Here is a 19,006-nt window from a genome sequence, read left to right as displayed (position 1 = left end):
AAATAGAACATGGAAAAAAATAATACCCGTTCAGCCAAACGCTGGACAACGACAGATGTGACTCGGATGGCGCTAGTCACTGGTTTATATGTGGCAGTGACGCTGGTTTTGTCTGTTTTTAGCTTTGGAGTGATTCAGATTCGTCTCTCGGAGATGTTCAACTATCTGTCCTTGTATAACAAAAGATACATCGTCGCGGTAACAGCGGGAGTAGCTTTGGCTAATATTGCTTCTCCTCTTGGACTGATAGATGTTGTAGTAGGAAGCGTCAGCACGCTGATTGTATTGCTTATCAACTATAAAATCACTAGTCGCATCAAAAACATGAAAATCAAAATGGCAGTGACAGCATGCGTATTTGCTTTTTCCATGTTTACAGTAGCTGGTCAGCTAACGATTTTATATCAACTACCTTTTTTCTTGAATTGGTGGGTGATTGCTTTAGGAGAATTGGCATCAATGATTGTCGGTGGGATAATTATTTATTGGATCGGTAAAAAAATGGATTTGACAAAATAAAGATCTGTTTAAATTAAAATATGGCAGCGTGGAAGAGACCGGATGTTGAGTCTTCTTCCATGTTGCTTTTTTGCTCAATTCGTTCGAAGAAATCGATTTAGCCGTTTCTTCAACAAGACACCGATATAGGCTGCTCCAGTTGCTTTGATTGCTTCCGGCAGTAAAAAAGGCAGCAGCCCACTGGCAAATGCAGTTGTAAAAGTAAGGTCGCCACTTATCTTCAGCCAGATCGTCCCACAGACTAATGCGGCAAGAGAACCCATTAGATTGGCAAAGATTGCATACAAGTAATGAGCGTCTGTTTTTTCGATCATCCAGCCAGTTAGCCATGTTTGAAGGAGAAATCCAATCAAATATCCGCCAGTTGGACCAAATAAAACAGCTATGCCTCCAGTCATCCCTGAAAATACAGGAAGACCGATTAAACCCAGTAAAAGATAAACTGTAACAGATATCAATCCCAGTTTTCTTCCGAGAAAAGTGGCTGTCAGTCCAATAGCAAATGTTTGCCCTGTCAAAGGAACCAAACCAAAAGGAATGGTCATCTGAGAAAGGACAGAAATAATCGCGGCAAATTCCGCAGCAAGTATCAATTCTTTCAATGTTCGGTTCATAACGCCCTCTTTTCGTTAACTTAATATTTTTATTTGGTTAACGAAATTGTAAAACAAAGTGATTGCTTTGTAAATAGAAAATACAAAAAAAGACCAACTATCCAATAGATAGCGGTCTTTTTCAAGAAAGCTTTTGAAATTATAAGCTTTGGTTGTAGTATTCAACGACAAGAGCTTCGTCGATTTCTGGATATAGTTCGTCACGTTCTGGTAAACGAGTCAATGAACCTTCCAATTTTTCAGCGTCAAAGCTTACGAATGCTGGACGTCCAACAGTTGCTTCTACAGCTTCTTTTACTGTTACGATATTTTGTGATTTTTCACGAACTGAGATCACTTGACCCACTTCTACGTGGTATGAAGGGATATCAACGCGTTTGCCATCAACTAAAATGTGACCATGGTTAACTAATTGACGTGCTTGACGACGAGTCGTTGCAAGTCCTAAACGGTAAACAACATTGTCTAAACGTTGTTCTAGTAAGATCATGAAGTTAACACCATGTTTACCTTCTTTGATTTTGCTAGCTTTTACGAACAAGTTACGGAATTGACGTTCGTTCATTCCGTACATGTGACGAAGTTTTTGTTTTTCAGTTAATTGCATGCCGTATTCTGATTGTTTGCCACGGCTGTTAGGTCCGTGTTGACCTGGTGCGTAAGGGCGACGTGCTAATTCTTTTCCTGTGCCTGACAATGAGATGCCTAAGCGACGAGAAATTTTCCATGATGGTCCTGTATAACGAGACATTAAAATTTCCTCCAATGAATATAAGTTTTTGGAGTAAAATAATCCGTTGAAAAATTCATAATCATATAGTTTGTTCTTCAATCTTCACCTTTGCAGCCGCGGTTACACAATCGAACCCGAGACGGGGCAACAAACTAGGGATGAGTTATTATTTTTCTGCTGCATTATTTTACACAAACTACAGTATATGATAGATCATCCATGAATGTCAAGATAATTAGTGCGTAAAAACGCTTTACAAACCTAGGCTCTCTTTATAAAATGAGAAGGTATGTGCAAATGGAAAAAAAGTGAAAGAAGTTTAAGGAGAAAATCAATGAATCCGGTATCACCATTATTTGAGAAAATCGATGCTTCAATTGAAAAGAAGGCGAACCTTTTTGAAAACAGCTTTTCACGTTACGCTGTTCGAGCGGTTCTTGCCTGTTTGTTTTTGACTTTAGGAACGGCTGTGGCATTTGCGATTGCGATGAAGGGGGAAGATATCGCGCACGGTCTAGGAAAGATTTTATACGCATTTATGTTCAGCTGGGGTCTGGTCATGATTCTATACATGAACGCCGAATTAGGAACATCGAATATGCTTTATATGACCGTGGGTGTTTTTCGGCAGAGACTTGCTTTAAGTAAGGCAGCCAAGATTCTATTTGCCTGTATTTTTTTCAATATGATTGGCGGCATGTTATGTGGATTTCTTATTTCTATGACTACGCCATTTCAAGATTTAACGTTGGACAACTTTATGTTAGAATCAATAGCAGTAAAACTAGCAAAACCTGCAACAACGATTTTGGTGGAAGGGATGTTTGCGAATATCGTTGTCAATACCGCTGTACTGATCAGCATGCGGATGAAAGAGGATGCTGGGAAAGTAATCACGGTCGTATTCATTATTTTCATTTTTGCTTTTTTAGGATATGAACACGTGATAGCGAATTTTCCTGCCTTTACGCTTGCTTACTTTGCTTCTCAAGGCCAGATGGATGGAATGACAGCCAGCAATGTGTTACATAATTTGTTTTTTGCTTTGGCAGGGAATTATATTGGTGGCGGTTTAGTGATGGGACTGGGTTATGCTTGGCTGAATCAATCAAAATCATCCTATGTGGACTAAAAAGTCGTTCATTAAGGGAGGAAATACCATGGAAGTGTTAGTTTTTCCAAAAAATGAAGAAAAAGCGTTACAAATGGAAAAGTACATGAAAAATCTCTTTCCTTTTGCTGGGGTACCTAAGCCGGAACGCGCTCTTTTGCAACAGCCGTTATTGGATGAAAGCAAACATTTATCTGTTTCTGAAGTTTTAGCTTTTGTTCATTATTATTATGAACAAATCGAAAGAGAATATCAGTATGTGGCGATCGATTTAGTCCAAAAAAACATCAAACGTCTTACCTTTGAAGAGATAGTTACATTGTTACCACTAGTCCAGAAAAAAGAATGGTGGGACAGCATCGATTCTTGGAGAAAAGTATACAGTACATGGTGTAAAGCCCATCCAGAGCAACGTAAAGAAGTCTTTCAGTTGTTCGAAAAAAAGGAAGATTTCTGGTTGCGTCGAATAGCAATCACGTTGCAATTAGGTTATAAACAGCAAACAGACACAGCACTATTGATCCGAGCAATAGACGAAGACCGTCAAACAAAGGAATTCTTTATCCAAAAAGCAATCGGTTGGGCATTGCGTGATTATAGTAAGACCGATGCCGCTTGGGTAAAAAGTCAGCTGACAACAGATTTGAGCAAGTTAGCTGTTCGAGAGGCAAGCAAGTATTTATAAGAAAGCGAGACGACAAGAGATGAGACGCAAATTATTTGCTTTTGATATTGATGGAACGTTGTTAGATTCAAATAAACAAGCTTTAGATAGCACGAGAGAAGCATTGGAAAAATTACGCAAAGCCGGTCATCTGGTCACGATTGCTACAGGGCGGAGCCGATTCCATGCGCAAGAAGTCATTCGAGATCTGGATTTTACGAACTACATTTTATGTAATGGAGCGGCCGGTTTTTTAGACCATGAACAAGTATATAAGAATTTACTAGATCGCGAACAGTTAGATGCATTCGTCCAGGAAGCGCATCATGAACAGATCGACACAGCTTTTGTCAGCTTAGACAATATCAAACGTTCTTCTTCCAATGATGTAACGGTGATGGAAGAGGCGATGCATTCTTTCGGCGCTGTCTTGCCTGAACTAGATCAGTTTTTTGCAGAGGAACAAGAAATCTATCAAGCGTTAGCATTTTTCGATCAAACATATGACGGAAAATTCTCTTCATATGATAAGATTCGATTTGTCCGCTGGCATGAGAACAGTGTAGATGTCGTTCCCCAAAACGGTTCTAAAGCGGCGACGATCCTACACTTAGCAGAACAAGTAGGTATCCCGCATGAAGATATTATCAGCTTTGGTGACGGACAAAATGACCGTGAAATGTTGCGTATGTCAGGGATCGGAATAGCTATGGGGAATGCTGTGCCAGAAGTACAAGCAGAAGCCAAGATGGTCACTGATACAAATGATCAAGATGGTATCTGGAAGGCATTGAAAGAGTTAAGTGTGATTTAAAAGAGGTTGTGAAAAAGCTGTTCTGCATCAAGTAATAAGCCCAGCCAAACAAAAATAGCTCCTCCTATTTTTCGTTTGGCTGGGCTTATTACCGCAGATGCAAGCTTTTGAACACCGTTTAAGGAAGATGTCGTGACAGAAGTGGTCAGTTTCAAGTAATAAGAAGAGATTTATGAAAATTGCTTCTCAAATTTTTGAAAAATTTCGGCTTATTTCTGAAGAAGCAGCAGATGGAACAACGTTTATTCGGGAAATGGGACGGTGATAAGACTTTTATCACCGTCCCATTTCTTTATTTTATTTTTCAAATCTAAGAAATATCAGGAAAGAGTTCCTTTTGTTTGACCTTTTCTTTCTTATTGAAAACAACTATAATATAGAGTGATGTTAAAAGAGAAGAGGAATTTAGTGTGCGGGTATTGTTTATTGGTGATGTAGTAGGTTCAATGGGACGAGAGATGATTACTGAATATCTTCCTAGGTTGAAGAAGAAGTATCGTCCGCAAGTAACGATCGTAAATGGTGAGAATGCCGCTTCTGGACGTGGAATCACAGAAAAAATCTATAAAAAATTTTTGCAAGACGGTGTAGACGTCGTGACGATGGGAAATCATACGTGGGACAACCGCGGGATTTTTGAGTTTGTAAATGAAGCCAAAAAGATGGTTCGGCCGGCAAATTTTCCGGAAGGGACGCCTGGACAAGGGATGGTCTTTGTCAAAGTGAATCAGATCGAATTGGCAGTAATCAACATGCAAGCTCGTTCTTTCATGGTGGACTTGGATGATCCTTTTCGTAAAATGAAGGAACTAGTAGAAGAAGCTAGGAAACGTACGCCAATCATTTTTGTAGATTTTCATGGAGAGACAACAAGTGAAAAACAAGCGATGGGCTGGTTTTTAGATGGGAAAGTTTCAGCAGTGGTCGGTACACATACACATGTCCAGACAAATGATGCGCGAATTTTGCCAAAAGGCACAGCGTATCTGACAGACGTTGGGATGACAGGACCCTATGATGGTATTTTGGGTATGCGCAGAGAACCTGTGATCGAAAAGTTTCTGACCGCATTACCAAAACGTTTTGAAGTTGTCGAACAAGGCCGATCGATTTTAAGCGGCTGTATCTTAGAATTGGATGATACGACAGGTCATGCAAAAGAAATCCAGCTGATTCAAATCAATGAGGATCGACCGTTCATGGAGTAGAAAGAGAGGCAGTTTTTTGCAGCAGGAGCCGGAAATTCAAAAAGAAGTAAGGAAACTGACAAAACTTTTAAGAGAAAATGAAACGATCATTCGCTACAAAGAACTTGAAGAAAAGATCCAGCAAAACCAGTATTTAGCTGAGTTGAGAGAGAAAATCAAACAAGCGCAAAAAGAAGCTGTTCATTTTGCCCACTATGACAAACCAGCAGCAGAACAAGAAGCAATCAAGCGAGCAGATCAATTCATGAAAGAATTTGATCAGCATCCGCTTGTTGTAGCTTATAGAGAACAGCTGTTGGAAGCAGATGATCTGCTTCATCATTTAACAACGATGATACAAGAAGAAATCAATGGACAAATAGAGGAGGAAAAACATGCCTCAAAAAACTAAAAACACTCCTATGATGGAACAATATCTAAGCATCAAGGCACAATACCAAGATGCTTTTTTGTTCTATCGTTTAGGAGACTTTTATGAATTATTTTATGAAGATGCGATCAAGGCATCACAGCTTTTGGAATTAACGTTGACGAGCAGAAATCGAAATGCAGAAGAACCTATTCCTATGTGCGGTGTCCCTCACCATGCAGCACAAGGATATATCGATGCCTTGATTGAAAAAGGCTATAAAGTAGCGATTTGCGAGCAGGTAGAAGATCCAAAGACGACTAAAGGGATGGTCAAGCGCGAAGTGATCCAGCTAGTCACTCCTGGTACAGTCATGGACAGCAAAGGATTGTCGGCAAAAGACAACAATTTTTTAACAGCTGTAGTTAGCCAAGGAAATGAATTTGGCTTTGCTTATGCCGATCTAAGTACGGGAGAATTGAAGACGGCCCGGTTGCATGATGAAGAAGCTGTTTTAAATGAAGCCTCTGCATTGCAGACAAAAGAACTCGTATTAGGCAGTGAGATCACTGATACCCTTCGTGAACAGCTAAGCGGGCGTTTAGGGCTAGTCTTTTCTCAACAAAATGAGATGGAAGAAAACGCGGAATTTAGCTTTTTGACAAGCGAACTAGTCGATCCGCTGGAAAAAGAAGCAACCGGCAAACTATTGACTTATTTATCGGTGACACAAAAGCGGAGTTTAGCTCATATCCAAAAAGCAGTAGAATACCAACCAGATCATTTTTTGAAAATGGATTATTATTCAAAATTTAACCTAGAATTAAGCCAATCTATTCGGACTGGGAAAAAGCACGGCACTCTTCTATGGTTGTTAGATGAAACAAAAACAGCAATGGGTGGCCGCTTATTAAAACAATGGCTAGACCGTCCGCTTATCCAGGCAAAACAAATTAAAGCAAGACAAGAAATGGTCGCTTCTTTGCTAGACAGTTATTTTGAACGTATCGATTTGCAGTCAGCATTAACGAAAGTCTATGATCTGGAACGCCTAGCAGGTCGAGTAGCTTTCGGTAATGTCAATGGGCGAGACTTGATCCAGTTGAAAACTTCTTTAGAACAAGTGCCAATGATCAGAGGGTTGATTGAAGGAATCGATCAAGGTCAATGGCAAAGCCTGCTTTCAGAAATGCAACCGATGGACCATCTCGTCCAATTGATCGACCAAGCTATCCAAGATGATCCGCCGTTACAAATAACGGAAGGAAACATCATCAAAGATGGATTCAATGAGCAGCTCGATACGTACCGTTCTGCTATGAGAAACGGAAAGAAGTGGCTAGCAGAACTTGAAGCAAAAGAGCGTCAAGAAACAGGAATCAAGAACTTAAAAATCGGATTTAACCGCGTTTTCGGTTATTATATAGAAATCACAAAAGCAAATCTTGGAAATGCAGAACTGGAGAAGTATGAACGAAAACAAACCTTAGCAAATGCAGAGCGTTTCATCACGCCAGAACTAAAAGAATTGGAGACACAAATCCTCGAAGCAGAAGAAAAATCTGTTGATTTAGAATATCAGTTGTTTTTAGCTGTGAGAGAAGAAGTCAAAAAGGCTATCCAGCCGCTACAAGTACTTGCAAAAGCAATCAGCACAGCAGATGTGCTACAAAGTTTTGCAACGATCAGCGAACGCTATCAGTATGTTCGGCCAGAACTTGTCAGTGACAAGCATCAGCTTCTGATCAAAGACGGACGACATCCTGTAGTAGAAAAAGTATTAGGACATCAGGAATATATCCCTAACAGCGTAGAAATGGCAGAAGACGAAATGATCTTACTGATTACAGGACCGAATATGTCTGGTAAAAGTACGTATATGCGCCAGTTGGCATTAACTGTTCTGATGGCGCAAATGGGCTGTTTCGTTCCGGCAAAACAAGCAGTTTTACCTATTTTTGATCGGATTTTTACCCGAATTGGTGCAAGTGACGACTTAATTGCTGGACAAAGTACTTTTATGGTAGAGATGATGGAAGCCAATCAAGCCCTGCGTTATGCTACGCCAAACAGTTTGATTTTGTTTGACGAACTCGGGCGAGGAACAGCAACCTATGACGGAATGGCGTTGGCCCAAGCAATCATCGAATATATCCATCGTCATGTACAAGCAAAAACACTCTTTTCTACCCATTATCATGAACTGACGGTACTTGAAAAAGAACTTCCGCAGCTTAAAAATGTCCATGTTGGAGCTGTTGAAAAAGACGGAGAAGTTGTCTTCTTGCATGAAATGATGGATGGACCTGCGGATAAAAGCTATGGTATACATGTGGCAAAAATCGCAGGGTTGCCTGCCAATCTACTAGAGCGAGCAGCAGATATTCTGCATACGCTAGAAAATGGCGATAACGGACACCATACTGTTCCAGCTGAAATAGAAGAGAAGACTAAAACAGCCAAACAGGAGCAAATAAAACCACCTGCAGAAAAAGTAAACCAAGACCCTATACAAGACAGTGTCAAAGAAGAAAACCAACAACTTTCTTTATTCGGTGAATTATCCGAAAATGAAACAGAAGTCATTGAATCACTGAAGCAAATAAATTTACTAGAAATGACGCCAATGGATGCACTAAACACATTATATGAATTACAAAAACAACTGTAGGAAGAAGGCGGATATCGATGGCCAAAATCCAAGAATTATCTGAACGTTTAGCTAATCAGATCGCTGCGGGAGAAGTAGTGGAACGACCAGCTTCCGTCGTGAAAGAATTAGTGGAAAATGCAATTGACGCCGGTAGTACTCAGATTGATATCTTAGTTGAAGAAGCGGGACTGCGGACGATCCAAGTGATTGATAACGGAGAAGGCATTTTGGCAGACGACGTAGAGAATGCCTTCAAGCGGCATGCGACAAGTAAGATCCATAATCGCGACGATCTTTTTCGCATACGAACGCTAGGCTTTCGAGGGGAAGCTTTGCCAAGTATTGCCTCTGTTTCTGAAATGACTCTGGAAACGGCGAATCAGGAAGAAAACCAAGGTACTTATCTTTCGCTCAAAGGCGGCGAGGTCATGGAGCATCGGCCAGCACCTCTGCGTCAAGGAACGAAGATTACCGTCAGCAACCTATTCTTCAATACACCAGCCCGCTTGAAATACGTGAAAACACTGCACACAGAATTAGCAAACATCGGGGACATCGTCAATCGTCTGGCATTAAGTCACCCAACAATTGCTTTTCGTTTAGTACATGATGGAAACAAAATGTTGGCAACTGCTGGAAATGGCGATCTGAAGCAAACGATTGCGGGAATCTACGGGTTATCTACCGCTAAAAAAATGTTGAAAATCGAAGGAAAAGATCTAGATTTTGAGTTATTTGGTTATGTTTCATTGCCAGAGGTGACTCGTGCCAGTCGGAATTACTTATCGACGATCATCAATGGACGTTTTATCAAGAATTTTTCCTTAAATAAAGCAATCGTTGCAGGTTATGGATCAAAATTAATGGTCGGCCGTTTTCCTATTGCTATATTGGAAATCAAGATGGACCCGCTTTTAGTCGATGTAAATGTCCATCCGACGAAGCAGGAAGTCCGGTTGTCGAAGGAAAAAGAACTAACAGAGCTAATTAGTAACGCCATTCAACAAGCATTGTCCCAAGAAAACCTGATCCCAAGTGCCGCGGATAATCTACGGTTCAAGAAAAAAGTACCAGATCAGCCTAAAACGGAACAAATCGAAATCGATTTGTCCTACGCTTTTGAAGAAGAAAAACCTAAAAAGCCAAGTAGTTTGAATTTTGACCGAGAGACAGGAACCTTTTTTGTAGAAGAACCAAAGAGCACATTTGTTGACAGATCTGTTGATAAGTCTGTGGAAAATGTTGAAAACTTTTCTGGTTTTTCTGAAGAAAACACCAGTTATCCAGAAAAAACAGCGAAAACGGTGGATAAGTTTGGTGAAAATGTTGATAACTTTGTAGAAAAAACAGTGGAAAAATCTGAAAAGAAAGAAATTCCTACTGTGGATAACACGGAAGAAATAAATAAAGAACAACTAGATATATCCTTGGAAGAGGATGAACAGATTTACGAGGAAGAATTGACACTCCACCCTGAATTTGATTTCACTCAAGGAAACGACAAAACATTAGAACAAGCGATCAAGAAACTAGAAACGGAAAAACCAGTTCAACGTTTTCCTCAATTGGAATATTTTGGACAGATGCACGGAACGTATCTTTTTGCCCAAAGTAGCGAAGGATTGTACATCATCGATCAGCATGCTGCTCAAGAGCGTATCAAATATGAATATTTCCGGGAAAAAATTGGGGAAGTATCTGATGATTTGCAAGAATTGCTTGTTCCATTTGTGTTGGACTATCCAAACAGTGATGCTTTGAAACTAAAAGAGCAAAAGCATTTGCTAGAAGATGCAGGGATTTATTTAGAAGAATTTGGTCAAAACAGCTTTATTGTACGGGCCCATCCCACTTGGTATCCCAATGGTGAAGAAGAATCGATTATTCGCGAGATGATCGACATGCTACTGACGACAGGAAGTGTGAGCGTAAAAAAATTCCGTGAAGCAACAGCAATCATGATGAGCTGTAAACGATCGATCAAAGCCAACCATTATTTGAATGAAGCACAAGCACGTGTGCTGCTGAAAGATTTAGCACAATGCGAAAATCCGTTCAATTGTCCCCATGGCCGCCCAGTATTGATTCACTTTACCAACTCGGATATGGAAAGAATGTTCAAACGGATCCAAGACCCGCATTAAGTCAGAGAGAAGAGGGAAACATGAAGATTATACTAGCATCTCAATCACCAAGAAGAAAAGAGTTATTGGCTCACATCGTTTCAGAATTCGAGATCGAACCTGCTGATATTGATGAAACGCCATTTCCAGACGAACTGCCAGTCGATTATGTACGCAGAATGGCTGAAGAAAAAGCACGAACTGTTTGGGAACAAAAAGAAAAGAAAGACAGCTTAGTGATTGTTAGCGACACGACTGTTGTTCTCAACCAGGAGATCATGGGTAAACCAGAAGATATGGCTGAGGCTGAAGTCATGTTGAAAAAATTAAGTGGGGAAACACATACTGTATACACAGCAGTTGTTTTAAAAACAAAGGAGCGAGAAGAACGAATACTAGCAGAAGCACATGTCACTTTTTATCCACTGACAGATGAAGAAATCAATCGTTACTTGGAGACGGGAGACTATGCGGATAAAGCAGGGGCATACGGCATCCAAAATGCTGCAAGTGTATTCGTCAAAGAAATCTCTGGAGATTACTACAGTATCGTAGGGTTTCCAATTGGTGCTGTCAATCAGGCACTGAAAACATTCAATTAAACAAAAAAAGCGGACTATCTGATTTTCGATTGAAAATCCATGATAGCCCGTCTTTTTTATTGAAAAGATTACTTATCTACTCTGACTAAGATTTTACTTCAGCGTTACCGACTGCTTCGCCTGGGCGAACAAGTCCTGATTGGTCAAGGGATAGACCAGCAACTTTTTCGTTATTAGTTAAAGCAACAATAATGTCAGTTTTCTTACCAGCTTGTTCGATTTCTGGCAATTCCATTTCAGCAATCAGAGTTTCTGGTGTGACAAGATCTCCTTCTTTCACGAATACAGTGAAAGGAACGCCTTTTAGTTCAACGGTATCTAATCCCATGTGAACAAGTACTTCCAGCCCCTCATCAGAAAGAATACCAATGGCATGTTTTGTTTCAAAAACACTCGTTACTTTACCATTTACTGGTGCATAGACTTTGCCGTTTGACGGTTCGACAGCATAACCGTCACCCATCATTTTTTGTGAGAAAACTGGGTCATTTACTTCAGTAATTTCCTTGATGTTCCCAGCAGCCACTGCGAATAATGTTTCTTTTGTTGCAACTGCCGTACCAGTTGCTGAAACAGGTTCGAAAGACTGTGGCGTTGCTGTTGCACCATTCGCTGTTTGAAGCTGTACATCAGCAGCATTTTCAGGAACAGCAGGATCAATCTTATTCAAGATTCCCTGACGTCTAAAGACGATCGTCAAGCCAAATGGAATGATGATAGCGATGATCATGGCGATGATGAAAGGTACCCATGTTTCTGCTTGGATAGCTAGTATTCCTGGCAAACCACCTACTCCGATCGCGTTTGCTCGAACATCCATCAAGTTGGCAAACATGCCAGCTAATCCAGAACCGACCATTGCTGCGACGAAAGGATAGACGTATTTCAAATTGATTCCGAACATCGCAGGTTCAGTTACGCCTAAGTAACAAGAAATCATTGCTGGAATCGAGATTTGTTCTTCTTTTTTGTTCCCACGATGCAAGAAGACGATGGCTAAGACTGCAGAGCCTTGGGCGATATTTGATAAAGCAATCATCGGCCATAAATTTGTTGATCCGAAATCTGCAATCAGCTGCATATCAATCGCATTGGTCATATGGTGGAGACCAGTAATTACTAAAGGTGCATACAGGAACCCGAATACAGCACTAAACAACCAGCTGATAGAAGACGTCAACCCGGTATTTACGATAGTTGAAATCCAGCTTCCGACTGTCCATCCGATAGGACCTAAAATAACGTGAGCAGCTAAAACAGTTGGTAACAATGAAAACAATGGAACAAAGATCATTGAAATCGACTGAGGGATATATTTGCGGAAGAAAATCTCTAGATACGCTAACATAAACCCTGCCAGCATGGCTGGAATAACTTGTGCTTGATAACCAATCATTTGGACTTGAGCAAAACCAAAATCCCAAAATGGAATATCTGCTGCGGCTGTGGAAGCTACACCATAAGCATTTAATAATTGCGGAGAAACTAATGTAATTCCTAAAACGATTCCTAATATTTGTGTAGTACCCATCTTTTTCGCAATACTCCAAGTGATACCTACTGGAAGAAAATGGAAAATTGCTTCACCTGGCAGCCATAAAAAGGCATTGACGCCATTCCAAAATTGCGAGTGTTCAACGATCGTTCCACCAAGGCTTTCAAACTGGATACCTTCAAGTACATTTCTGAACCCAAGGATCAATCCGCCGACGATAATTGCAGGAATCAGTGGTGTAAAGATTTCTGCCAAGACGGCAATGGCGCGTTGTACGGGATGAAGGTTTTGTTTTGCTGCTGCTTTTCCTTGTTCTTTGGAAACCCCTTCAACTCCGGATACTGCAACGAAGTCGTTATAAAAAGTAGAAACATCGTTTCCTATGATGACTTGGAACTGCCCAGCATTCGTGAACATCCCTTTCACGCTAGGAATATCTTCGATTGCTTTTTGATCTGCTTTTCCAGGATCATTTAGGACAAAACGCATACGAGTTGCACAATGACTAACTGCAGCAATATTTTCTTTTCCGCCGATATCATGTAGCAGTTTCTCGGCGTCTGCTTGATACTTTGCCATATCAATAACCCCCTTTCTTTTAACTTGTCTATGCAAGTTGCTTCTTCGTTTACTATACTTTTTTTTAGGAAGAATTGCAAGCGTTTTATTCAAAAACATCCAGAAAAATGATATCGTTTTAAAAAGCATAAAATAAGCTTTTCTTAAAAAGAGGAACATTGAAATACAAAAAGAGCTGTAGTATAGTGAAGAAATGATGGAAGAACGAGTGAGGGAAAAAACATGAACAAGTTCAATGAAATTTTTTTAGATTTGGAACAGAAAATTTTAGCGAAAGAATATCCTCCGCATTCGCTTTTGCCTAGTGAGAACCAATTGATCAAAATCTACGGTGTTTCACGAGAAACAATTAGAAAAGCACTGAATCTTTTGACGACGGAAGGATATATTCAAAAAAAACAAGGAAAAGGGTCGATCGTACTAGATCGAAACCGCTTTGATTTTCCTATTTCTGGACTGACAAGCTATAAAGAGCTACAGGAAACCCAACGTATTCCAAGTGAAACGATTGTTCATACGTTAAAAGAAACGGAAGTAACAAAAGCACTGAATGAGATTACTGGCTGGGAGATTGGTGCACCTGTCTGGCATTTGATACGCGAAAGAAAAATCGACGGCGAAGTGGTTATATTAGATACTGATTATCTATTAAAGGAGATCGTTCCTCATTTAACCCCAGTACAAGCACAAGGATCGATCTATGAATATTTTGAAAATGAGCTTTCTTTAACGATTGCTTACGCACAAAAGGAAATCACAGTAGAAGAAGTAACAGATATCGTGAAAACAACGATGGATCTTCACGATGATACTTACGCAGTAGTCGTCAGAAGTCTTGTTCATTTGGAAGATACCCGCTGTTTTGAGTATTCTGAGTCGGTACACCGATTAGATAAATTCCGTTTCGTTGAGTTTGCCCGGCGCCGAAAAGTGTAAATGATTCGAAAGAAAGCAAATTGTTGGCATCTGTCTGCTTTGGCGCTATGATAGGATCACAAAGGGGGCATTTTTAATGGATAAACCAACAAGACCAGAAAAAGAAGAACTGAAAGAAAAATTATCACCGATGGCTTATGCAGTCACACAAGAAAATGCAACAGAACGTCCATTTACCGGAAAATACGATGATTTTTACGAAAAAGGGATCTACGTCGATATCGTCAGCGGCGAACCGTTATTTAGCTCTGCGGAAAAATATGACGCTGGTTGTGGCTGGCCATCATTCAGCAAACCAATAGCGAAAAGACAAGTACGCGAAAAAGCCGATTTTTCTCATGGCATGCATCGAATAGAAGTTCGAAGCAAAGAAGCAAACTCTCATCTTGGACATGTATTTACCGATGGCCCAGTAGATAAAGGCGGTCTGCGTTACTGCATCAATTCTGCCTCACTAAAATTCATTCCCTATGAAAAGATGGATGAACTCGGTTATGGCGAATACAAATCACTGGTAGAATAATGAAAATACAAAAAGAGCGGTACAATACGGGGCTTCACTCGATCGTCCGCTCTTTTTTATTCAAGCGATTGCTATTTGAAAGAAACGCTCCCCAGACTCCTTTTTTCACAAGGGGAAATGTGCTACAATAAAGGGAACGTATGTGTGCAAAAGAAAGAGGACTAGAATATGTATGAATATCTGACAGGTGTGGTTACCTTTATCAACCCCTATTACATAGTAGTAGAAACCAATGGTATCGGCTACCAGATCGCACTAGGAAATCCTTACCGCTACAGCAGCAAACTAAATCAAAAAATAAAAATTTATGTCCATCAGGTGATCCGCGAAGATGCGCATCTTTTGTATGGATTTGATTCTTTAGAAGAAAAACAACTGTTTTTGCGATTAGTCAGTGTTTCAGGAATCGGACCAAAAAGTGCTCTTGCGATCATGGCAAGTGAAGACCACTCCGGTTTGATCCAAGCAGTGGAATCCAGTGACGTCACTTATTTGACAAAATTTCCAGGGGTAGGGAAGAAGACGGCGCAACAAATGATCTTGGATCTAAAAGGAAAATTTGGTGAGCTGAGTATCGATACGCCCTTCAGTCTATTCGATGAAGCAAATACAAAAGACGCTACCGCTCTATCTGAAGCAATGGAGGCTCTCTCAGCTCTTGGTTACAGTGATAGAGAAATCAAACGTGTAGAAAAACAATTAAAAGAAGTCGATAATCAGACAACGGATGAGTATTTACGCCAAGCACTCAAGCTGATGATGAAAAAATAAGGAGGAGACCAAATGACAGATGAATACTTGTTATCACCAGAAACTGGCGAAAATGAACTGAGTTTGGAAAAATCTCTTCGTCCGCAGCTGCTTTCTCAGTATATCGGGCAGAGAAAAGTCAAACAAGAACTTCAGATCTACATCGAAGCTGCCAGAAATCGGGAAGAACCATTAGATCATGTTCTGTTGTATGGGCCTCCTGGATTAGGGAAAACGACGATGGCTATGGTCATTGCTAATGAGATGAACGTGAACATTCGTACGACAAGCGGCCCCGCTATCGAACGTCCGGGTGATTTAGTAGCGATCTTGAATGAACTGGAAGCAGGGGATGTCCTATTTATCGATGAGATCCATCGATTGCCTAGAGTAGTAGAAGAGATGCTTTATTCGGCCATGGAAGATTTTTATGTAGACATCATGGTAGGACAAGGACCAACCGCACATCCGGTCCATTTCCCTCTTCCTCCCTTTACTTTGATTGGGGCGACGACGCGAGCAGGTATGCTTTCTGCACCTTTACGCGATCGATTTGGCATCATTTCACATATGGAATATTATGACGAACAGGAACTGCAGGAGATCGTTTTACGTTCTTCGGATATTTTTCAAACAGAGATTATTGAAGAAGGGGCATTGGAAATTGCTCGCCGATCGCGAGGAACGCCTAGAATCGCGAATCGCTTACTCAAACGGGTTCGTGATTTTGCGCAAGTTCAAGGAGATGGGAAAATCGATCGTCCTATAGCAGATCAGGCACTTACTTTACTACAAGTCGATCAAGCTGGTTTGGATTATGTTGACCAGAAATTGTTACGGACGATGATCGAATTATATGGCGGCGGACCCGTAGGATTAAGCACGCTTTCCGTAAATATAGGAGAAGAACGAGAAACAGTCGAAGATATGTATGAACCGTACTTGATCCAAAAAGGATTTCTAAAGCGTACACCTAGAGGGCGAATGGCTACGGCTTATGCTTATGAACATTTCGGCTACGACTATCATATGTGATTTTTGCTTTTAGATTGGAGGAAAATGAATGAGTGATACAACACGTACGAAACAATTGATCAAAAACGTATTGATTGATTTGTGCCAAACACAATCTTTTCGAAAAATCAGCGTCCAAAAAATCGCAAATGAAGCAAAAATCAATCGTCAAACATTTTATTATCATTTTACAGATAAATACGATTTGCTTCGTTGGGTCTATTGTGAGGATGCCTTGCATTATTTAGACCCGCAATGTCTTACTCTTGATAATTGGGAAGAGCAAGCATTGAAAATGCTGAAAGCAATTGCTGAAAAGAAAGAGTTTTACGCAAATACTGTGCTTTCTGACCAAGAAATTTTACAAAAAGAATTCTCTCAACTAATCCAAAAATCTTTTATCAAGATTTTTGAGCAAATGGATGAAGAAAGGCAGCTTTCTGCAAAAGATAAACTATTTTATGCTCGTTTTTTTTCTTACGGTTGCAGCGGCGTGTTAGTCAATTGGATCACGAATGAATATGAAGAAACACCGATGGAAATCGCTATGCAGCTTTTCCGTTTAGCCAAGGATACGGAATTATATTCTTATCGTCTTTATGCAAAAGAAGAGTTGGAAGAACAGTAATAGAAACAATCTTTTGTTGAAAAATCCATGATCGTTAAAAGGAGATGGGAAAATGACAAAAATTTTATTTGTTTGTTTGGGAAATATTTGCCGTTCACCAATGGCAGAAGGCTTGTTGAAGAAACGAATAGCATCAGAAGGAAAGGAAGCAGAATTTTTTGTGGATTCTGCTGCTACAAGTACGTATGAAGTTGGAAAGACACCGCACCCTGGAACGAAAAAAATATTAAACCAAGAAAATGTAGATATGACGAATATGGTTGCTCGTCAAATCACACCCCACGATTTTGAAACTTTTGATTGGATCATTGGCATGGATCAAGAAAATGTAGAAGAACTGAAAAGAAGAGCACCACGCTCAGCACAGGAAAAAATCCATTTGTTTTTAAGTAGCATCCCTGGAAAAGAAAAAGAAAATGTTCCCGATCCATACTATACCAATAACTTTGATGAGACATATCAATTGATCACAGAAGGGTTAGATCATTGGTGGGACATTTGGATGGATGAAAATAAAATAACAAACAGTTTCTAAAATTAGCGCTTTCTTTTTTGGGAGACGTTAGAGCATTTCCTTGTTTTTTTGTAAAATGTAAGGTAAAATAAGATTAATTAAGTAACACTTTCTTAGCTAAAGGAGGAGTGCATTCGATGAACGAAGAGACAGTATCACCAATGAAGAAGCTTACGAAGTTAGTTACTCATACCTCGTATCAACTTTTTGATTCTTTTGTAAATGACACTGAAGAACATGCTAAGAATGTACGATTGCAAGGAAAGTTTATTCTTGAGCTACAAAAAGCTGCGACTGAACATAGTTTAGTTATCTTACAAGTAAGAGCGAATCGTTTGAGTAGCAAGTATGAAACAATCTCAGGTTGGGTGGCGATAAAAACGGTCGAAAAAGACCGAGTAATGATCCGCCTACAAAACGAAGAGCAGCAGATCCGCATGGTTCCCGTAGAACAAATTGAAAAAATAACAATCCTTTCGCCAGCAGGAGAACAGGAACGGTTATCAAAATAATTTATACCAGATAGAAAAGCACGTATGAGCTTGTACCATCAATCATTACTAATCAAAAATAACCGAATGCTTTAAGCGGATATCGATAAAACGAAACGTTTTACGATGAGTAACACAGCATGACAGCATTCGGTTGATTAGTTGAATCGATTGTATGGGACAAGTTTTTTTGATAAAAAAAGGTCCTGCTAGCCGGGGAGCTAGCAGGATAAGGAGTTAAAAATGAAAAAGTGTTGTTAGGGTTGTTTGTTGGTATGCTTATATAATAGTCATTAGTTGTGAATATTTTGTGACGAAAGTTTTCGAAAGTTGTTAAGTTTTTTTGCGAAATTTATTTTTATATCATATATTTGTCTAAAATTTTATACTATAAAAAGACACGTTGTGCAATCAGCTACCCTTTGGTATTAGTTCAAAAAACGGTAAAATAGCTCCTTATATTTTGCTGTTTTGCTTTTCTAATACTTAAGCCAAGGCGCTGATTTCACAACCTTTTTTTACAAATCCAGCGATTCCCATGAGTCATGAACTATCTTTTCTTTAAAAAGAAATAATAGGAATAGAAGCCTTGATAGTTGCGATAAAATAAAAATGGATAGATAAAATTCGAGAGAAACATGTATTGACGTGGCAGATGAAAGGGTCAGTTGTGTTGGTGTATCAGG

Annotated in this window: 19 protein-coding genes; 16 read left to right on the top strand and 3 right to left on the bottom strand. The window is 39.9% G+C overall.

The window, feature by feature from the left end; genetic code table 11:
* Positions 1-9: 9 nt before the first annotated feature.
* Positions 10-519 carry a QueT transporter family protein gene (locus ESP02_RS03070; RefSeq protein ID WP_038398340.1) on the top strand — a complete coding sequence of 170 codons (510 nt, stop codon included), beginning with the start codon at positions 10-12 and terminating at the stop codon, positions 517-519.
* Between the two features lie 74 nt (positions 520-593).
* Here ESP02_RS03070 and ESP02_RS03065 read toward each other — a convergent pair whose 3' ends face one another.
* Together ESP02_RS03065 and rpsD are read right to left on the bottom strand one after the other, a co-directional pair.
* The gene (locus ESP02_RS03065) at positions 594-1,133 is read right to left on the bottom strand and encodes a biotin transporter BioY (RefSeq protein WP_002372564.1); all 540 of its coding nucleotides are present in this window, start codon (positions 1,131-1,133) and stop codon (positions 594-596) included.
* 139 nt (positions 1,134-1,272) lie between these two features.
* Positions 1,273-1,884 (bottom strand): 30S ribosomal protein S4, encoded by a 612-nt coding sequence (gene rpsD / locus ESP02_RS03060; protein WP_002294265.1) that lies wholly within the window; start codon positions 1,882-1,884, stop codon positions 1,273-1,275.
* Between the two features lie 316 nt (positions 1,885-2,200).
* On the opposite strand from rpsD, the gene ESP02_RS03055 reads away from it, so the two are divergent.
* From ESP02_RS03055 to ESP02_RS03020, 8 genes are all read left to right on the top strand, one after another.
* Entirely contained in the window at positions 2,201-2,998 is a 798-nt protein-coding gene (locus ESP02_RS03055) for a formate/nitrite transporter family protein (RefSeq protein ID WP_025478266.1), read from the top strand.
* Between the two features lie 28 nt (positions 2,999-3,026).
* The gene (locus tag ESP02_RS03050) at positions 3,027-3,662 is read left to right on the top strand and encodes a DNA alkylation repair protein (RefSeq protein ID WP_025478267.1); all 636 of its coding nucleotides are present in this window, start codon (positions 3,027-3,029) and stop codon (positions 3,660-3,662) included.
* Between the two features lie 19 nt (positions 3,663-3,681).
* Positions 3,682-4,455 (top strand): Cof-type HAD-IIB family hydrolase, encoded by a 774-nt coding sequence (locus ESP02_RS03045; RefSeq protein ID WP_002309794.1) that lies wholly within the window; start codon positions 3,682-3,684, stop codon positions 4,453-4,455.
* A 410-nt stretch (positions 4,456-4,865) separates the two neighbouring features.
* Positions 4,866-5,663 (top strand): TIGR00282 family metallophosphoesterase, encoded by a 798-nt coding sequence (locus ESP02_RS03040; protein ID WP_002290518.1) that lies wholly within the window; start codon positions 4,866-4,868, stop codon positions 5,661-5,663.
* Complete coding sequence (locus ESP02_RS03035) at positions 5,638-6,054, top strand: YlbF family regulator (RefSeq protein ID WP_002372570.1); 417 nt, start codon at positions 5,638-5,640, stop codon at positions 6,052-6,054. Before ESP02_RS03040 ends, ESP02_RS03035 begins: the two co-directional genes overlap by 26 nt.
* Positions 6,038-8,683 carry a DNA mismatch repair protein MutS gene (gene mutS, locus ESP02_RS03030; protein WP_146925979.1) on the top strand — a complete coding sequence of 882 codons (2,646 nt, stop codon included), beginning with the start codon at positions 6,038-6,040 and terminating at the stop codon, positions 8,681-8,683. Before ESP02_RS03035 ends, mutS begins: the two co-directional genes overlap by 17 nt.
* Positions 8,684-8,700: 17 nt before the next feature.
* Positions 8,701-10,809: a DNA mismatch repair endonuclease MutL gene (gene mutL / locus ESP02_RS03025; protein WP_002372572.1), complete on the top strand. Its 2,109-nt coding sequence runs from the start codon at positions 8,701-8,703 to the stop codon at positions 10,807-10,809.
* A gap of 20 nt (positions 10,810-10,829) precedes the next feature.
* Positions 10,830-11,390 carry a nucleoside triphosphate pyrophosphatase gene (locus ESP02_RS03020; protein WP_002372573.1) on the top strand — a complete coding sequence of 187 codons (561 nt, stop codon included), beginning with the start codon at positions 10,830-10,832 and terminating at the stop codon, positions 11,388-11,390.
* An 85-nt stretch (positions 11,391-11,475) separates the two neighbouring features.
* Here ESP02_RS03020 and treP read toward each other — a convergent pair whose 3' ends face one another.
* Complete coding sequence (treP, locus tag ESP02_RS03015; RefSeq protein ID WP_038398342.1) at positions 11,476-13,464, bottom strand: PTS system trehalose-specific EIIBC component; 1,989 nt, start codon at positions 13,462-13,464, stop codon at positions 11,476-11,478.
* Positions 13,465-13,686: 222 nt separating this feature from the next.
* On the opposite strand from treP, the gene treR reads away from it, so the two are divergent.
* The 7 genes from treR (at position 13,687) to ESP02_RS02980 (ending at position 18,341) form a co-directional block, all read left to right on the top strand.
* The gene (gene treR / locus ESP02_RS03010) at positions 13,687-14,400 is read left to right on the top strand and encodes a trehalose operon repressor (protein WP_002372578.1); all 714 of its coding nucleotides are present in this window, start codon (positions 13,687-13,689) and stop codon (positions 14,398-14,400) included.
* A gap of 76 nt (positions 14,401-14,476) precedes the next feature.
* Positions 14,477-14,923, top strand: coding sequence for a peptide-methionine (R)-S-oxide reductase MsrB (gene msrB, locus ESP02_RS03005; RefSeq protein ID WP_002309788.1), 447 nt, complete (start codon positions 14,477-14,479; stop codon positions 14,921-14,923).
* Positions 14,924-15,091: 168 nt separating this feature from the next.
* Complete coding sequence (ruvA, locus tag ESP02_RS03000; RefSeq protein ID WP_002290528.1) at positions 15,092-15,694, top strand: Holliday junction branch migration protein RuvA; 603 nt, start codon at positions 15,092-15,094, stop codon at positions 15,692-15,694.
* A 12-nt stretch (positions 15,695-15,706) separates the two neighbouring features.
* A complete protein-coding gene (ruvB, locus tag ESP02_RS02995; protein ID WP_002372581.1) occupies positions 15,707-16,708 on the top strand; it encodes a Holliday junction branch migration DNA helicase RuvB in 1,002 nt (333 codons plus the stop codon).
* 28 nt (positions 16,709-16,736) lie between these two features.
* Entirely contained in the window at positions 16,737-17,315 is a 579-nt protein-coding gene (locus ESP02_RS02990; protein ID WP_002290530.1) for a TetR/AcrR family transcriptional regulator, read from the top strand.
* 52 nt (positions 17,316-17,367) lie between these two features.
* Positions 17,368-17,850 carry a low molecular weight protein-tyrosine-phosphatase gene (locus ESP02_RS02985; protein ID WP_025478272.1) on the top strand — a complete coding sequence of 161 codons (483 nt, stop codon included), beginning with the start codon at positions 17,368-17,370 and terminating at the stop codon, positions 17,848-17,850.
* A 116-nt stretch (positions 17,851-17,966) separates the two neighbouring features.
* A complete protein-coding gene (locus tag ESP02_RS02980) occupies positions 17,967-18,341 on the top strand; it encodes a hypothetical protein (RefSeq protein ID WP_002372588.1) in 375 nt (124 codons plus the stop codon).
* Positions 18,342-19,006 lie beyond the last annotated feature (665 nt).

Origin of the sequence: Enterococcus sp. NBRC 3427 (assembly GCF_007996925.1) — a bacterium.
GTDB lineage: Bacteria > Bacillota > Bacilli > Lactobacillales > Enterococcaceae > Enterococcus_B > Enterococcus_B lactis.
This window is presented reverse-complemented; position numbering and strand designations above follow the sequence as displayed.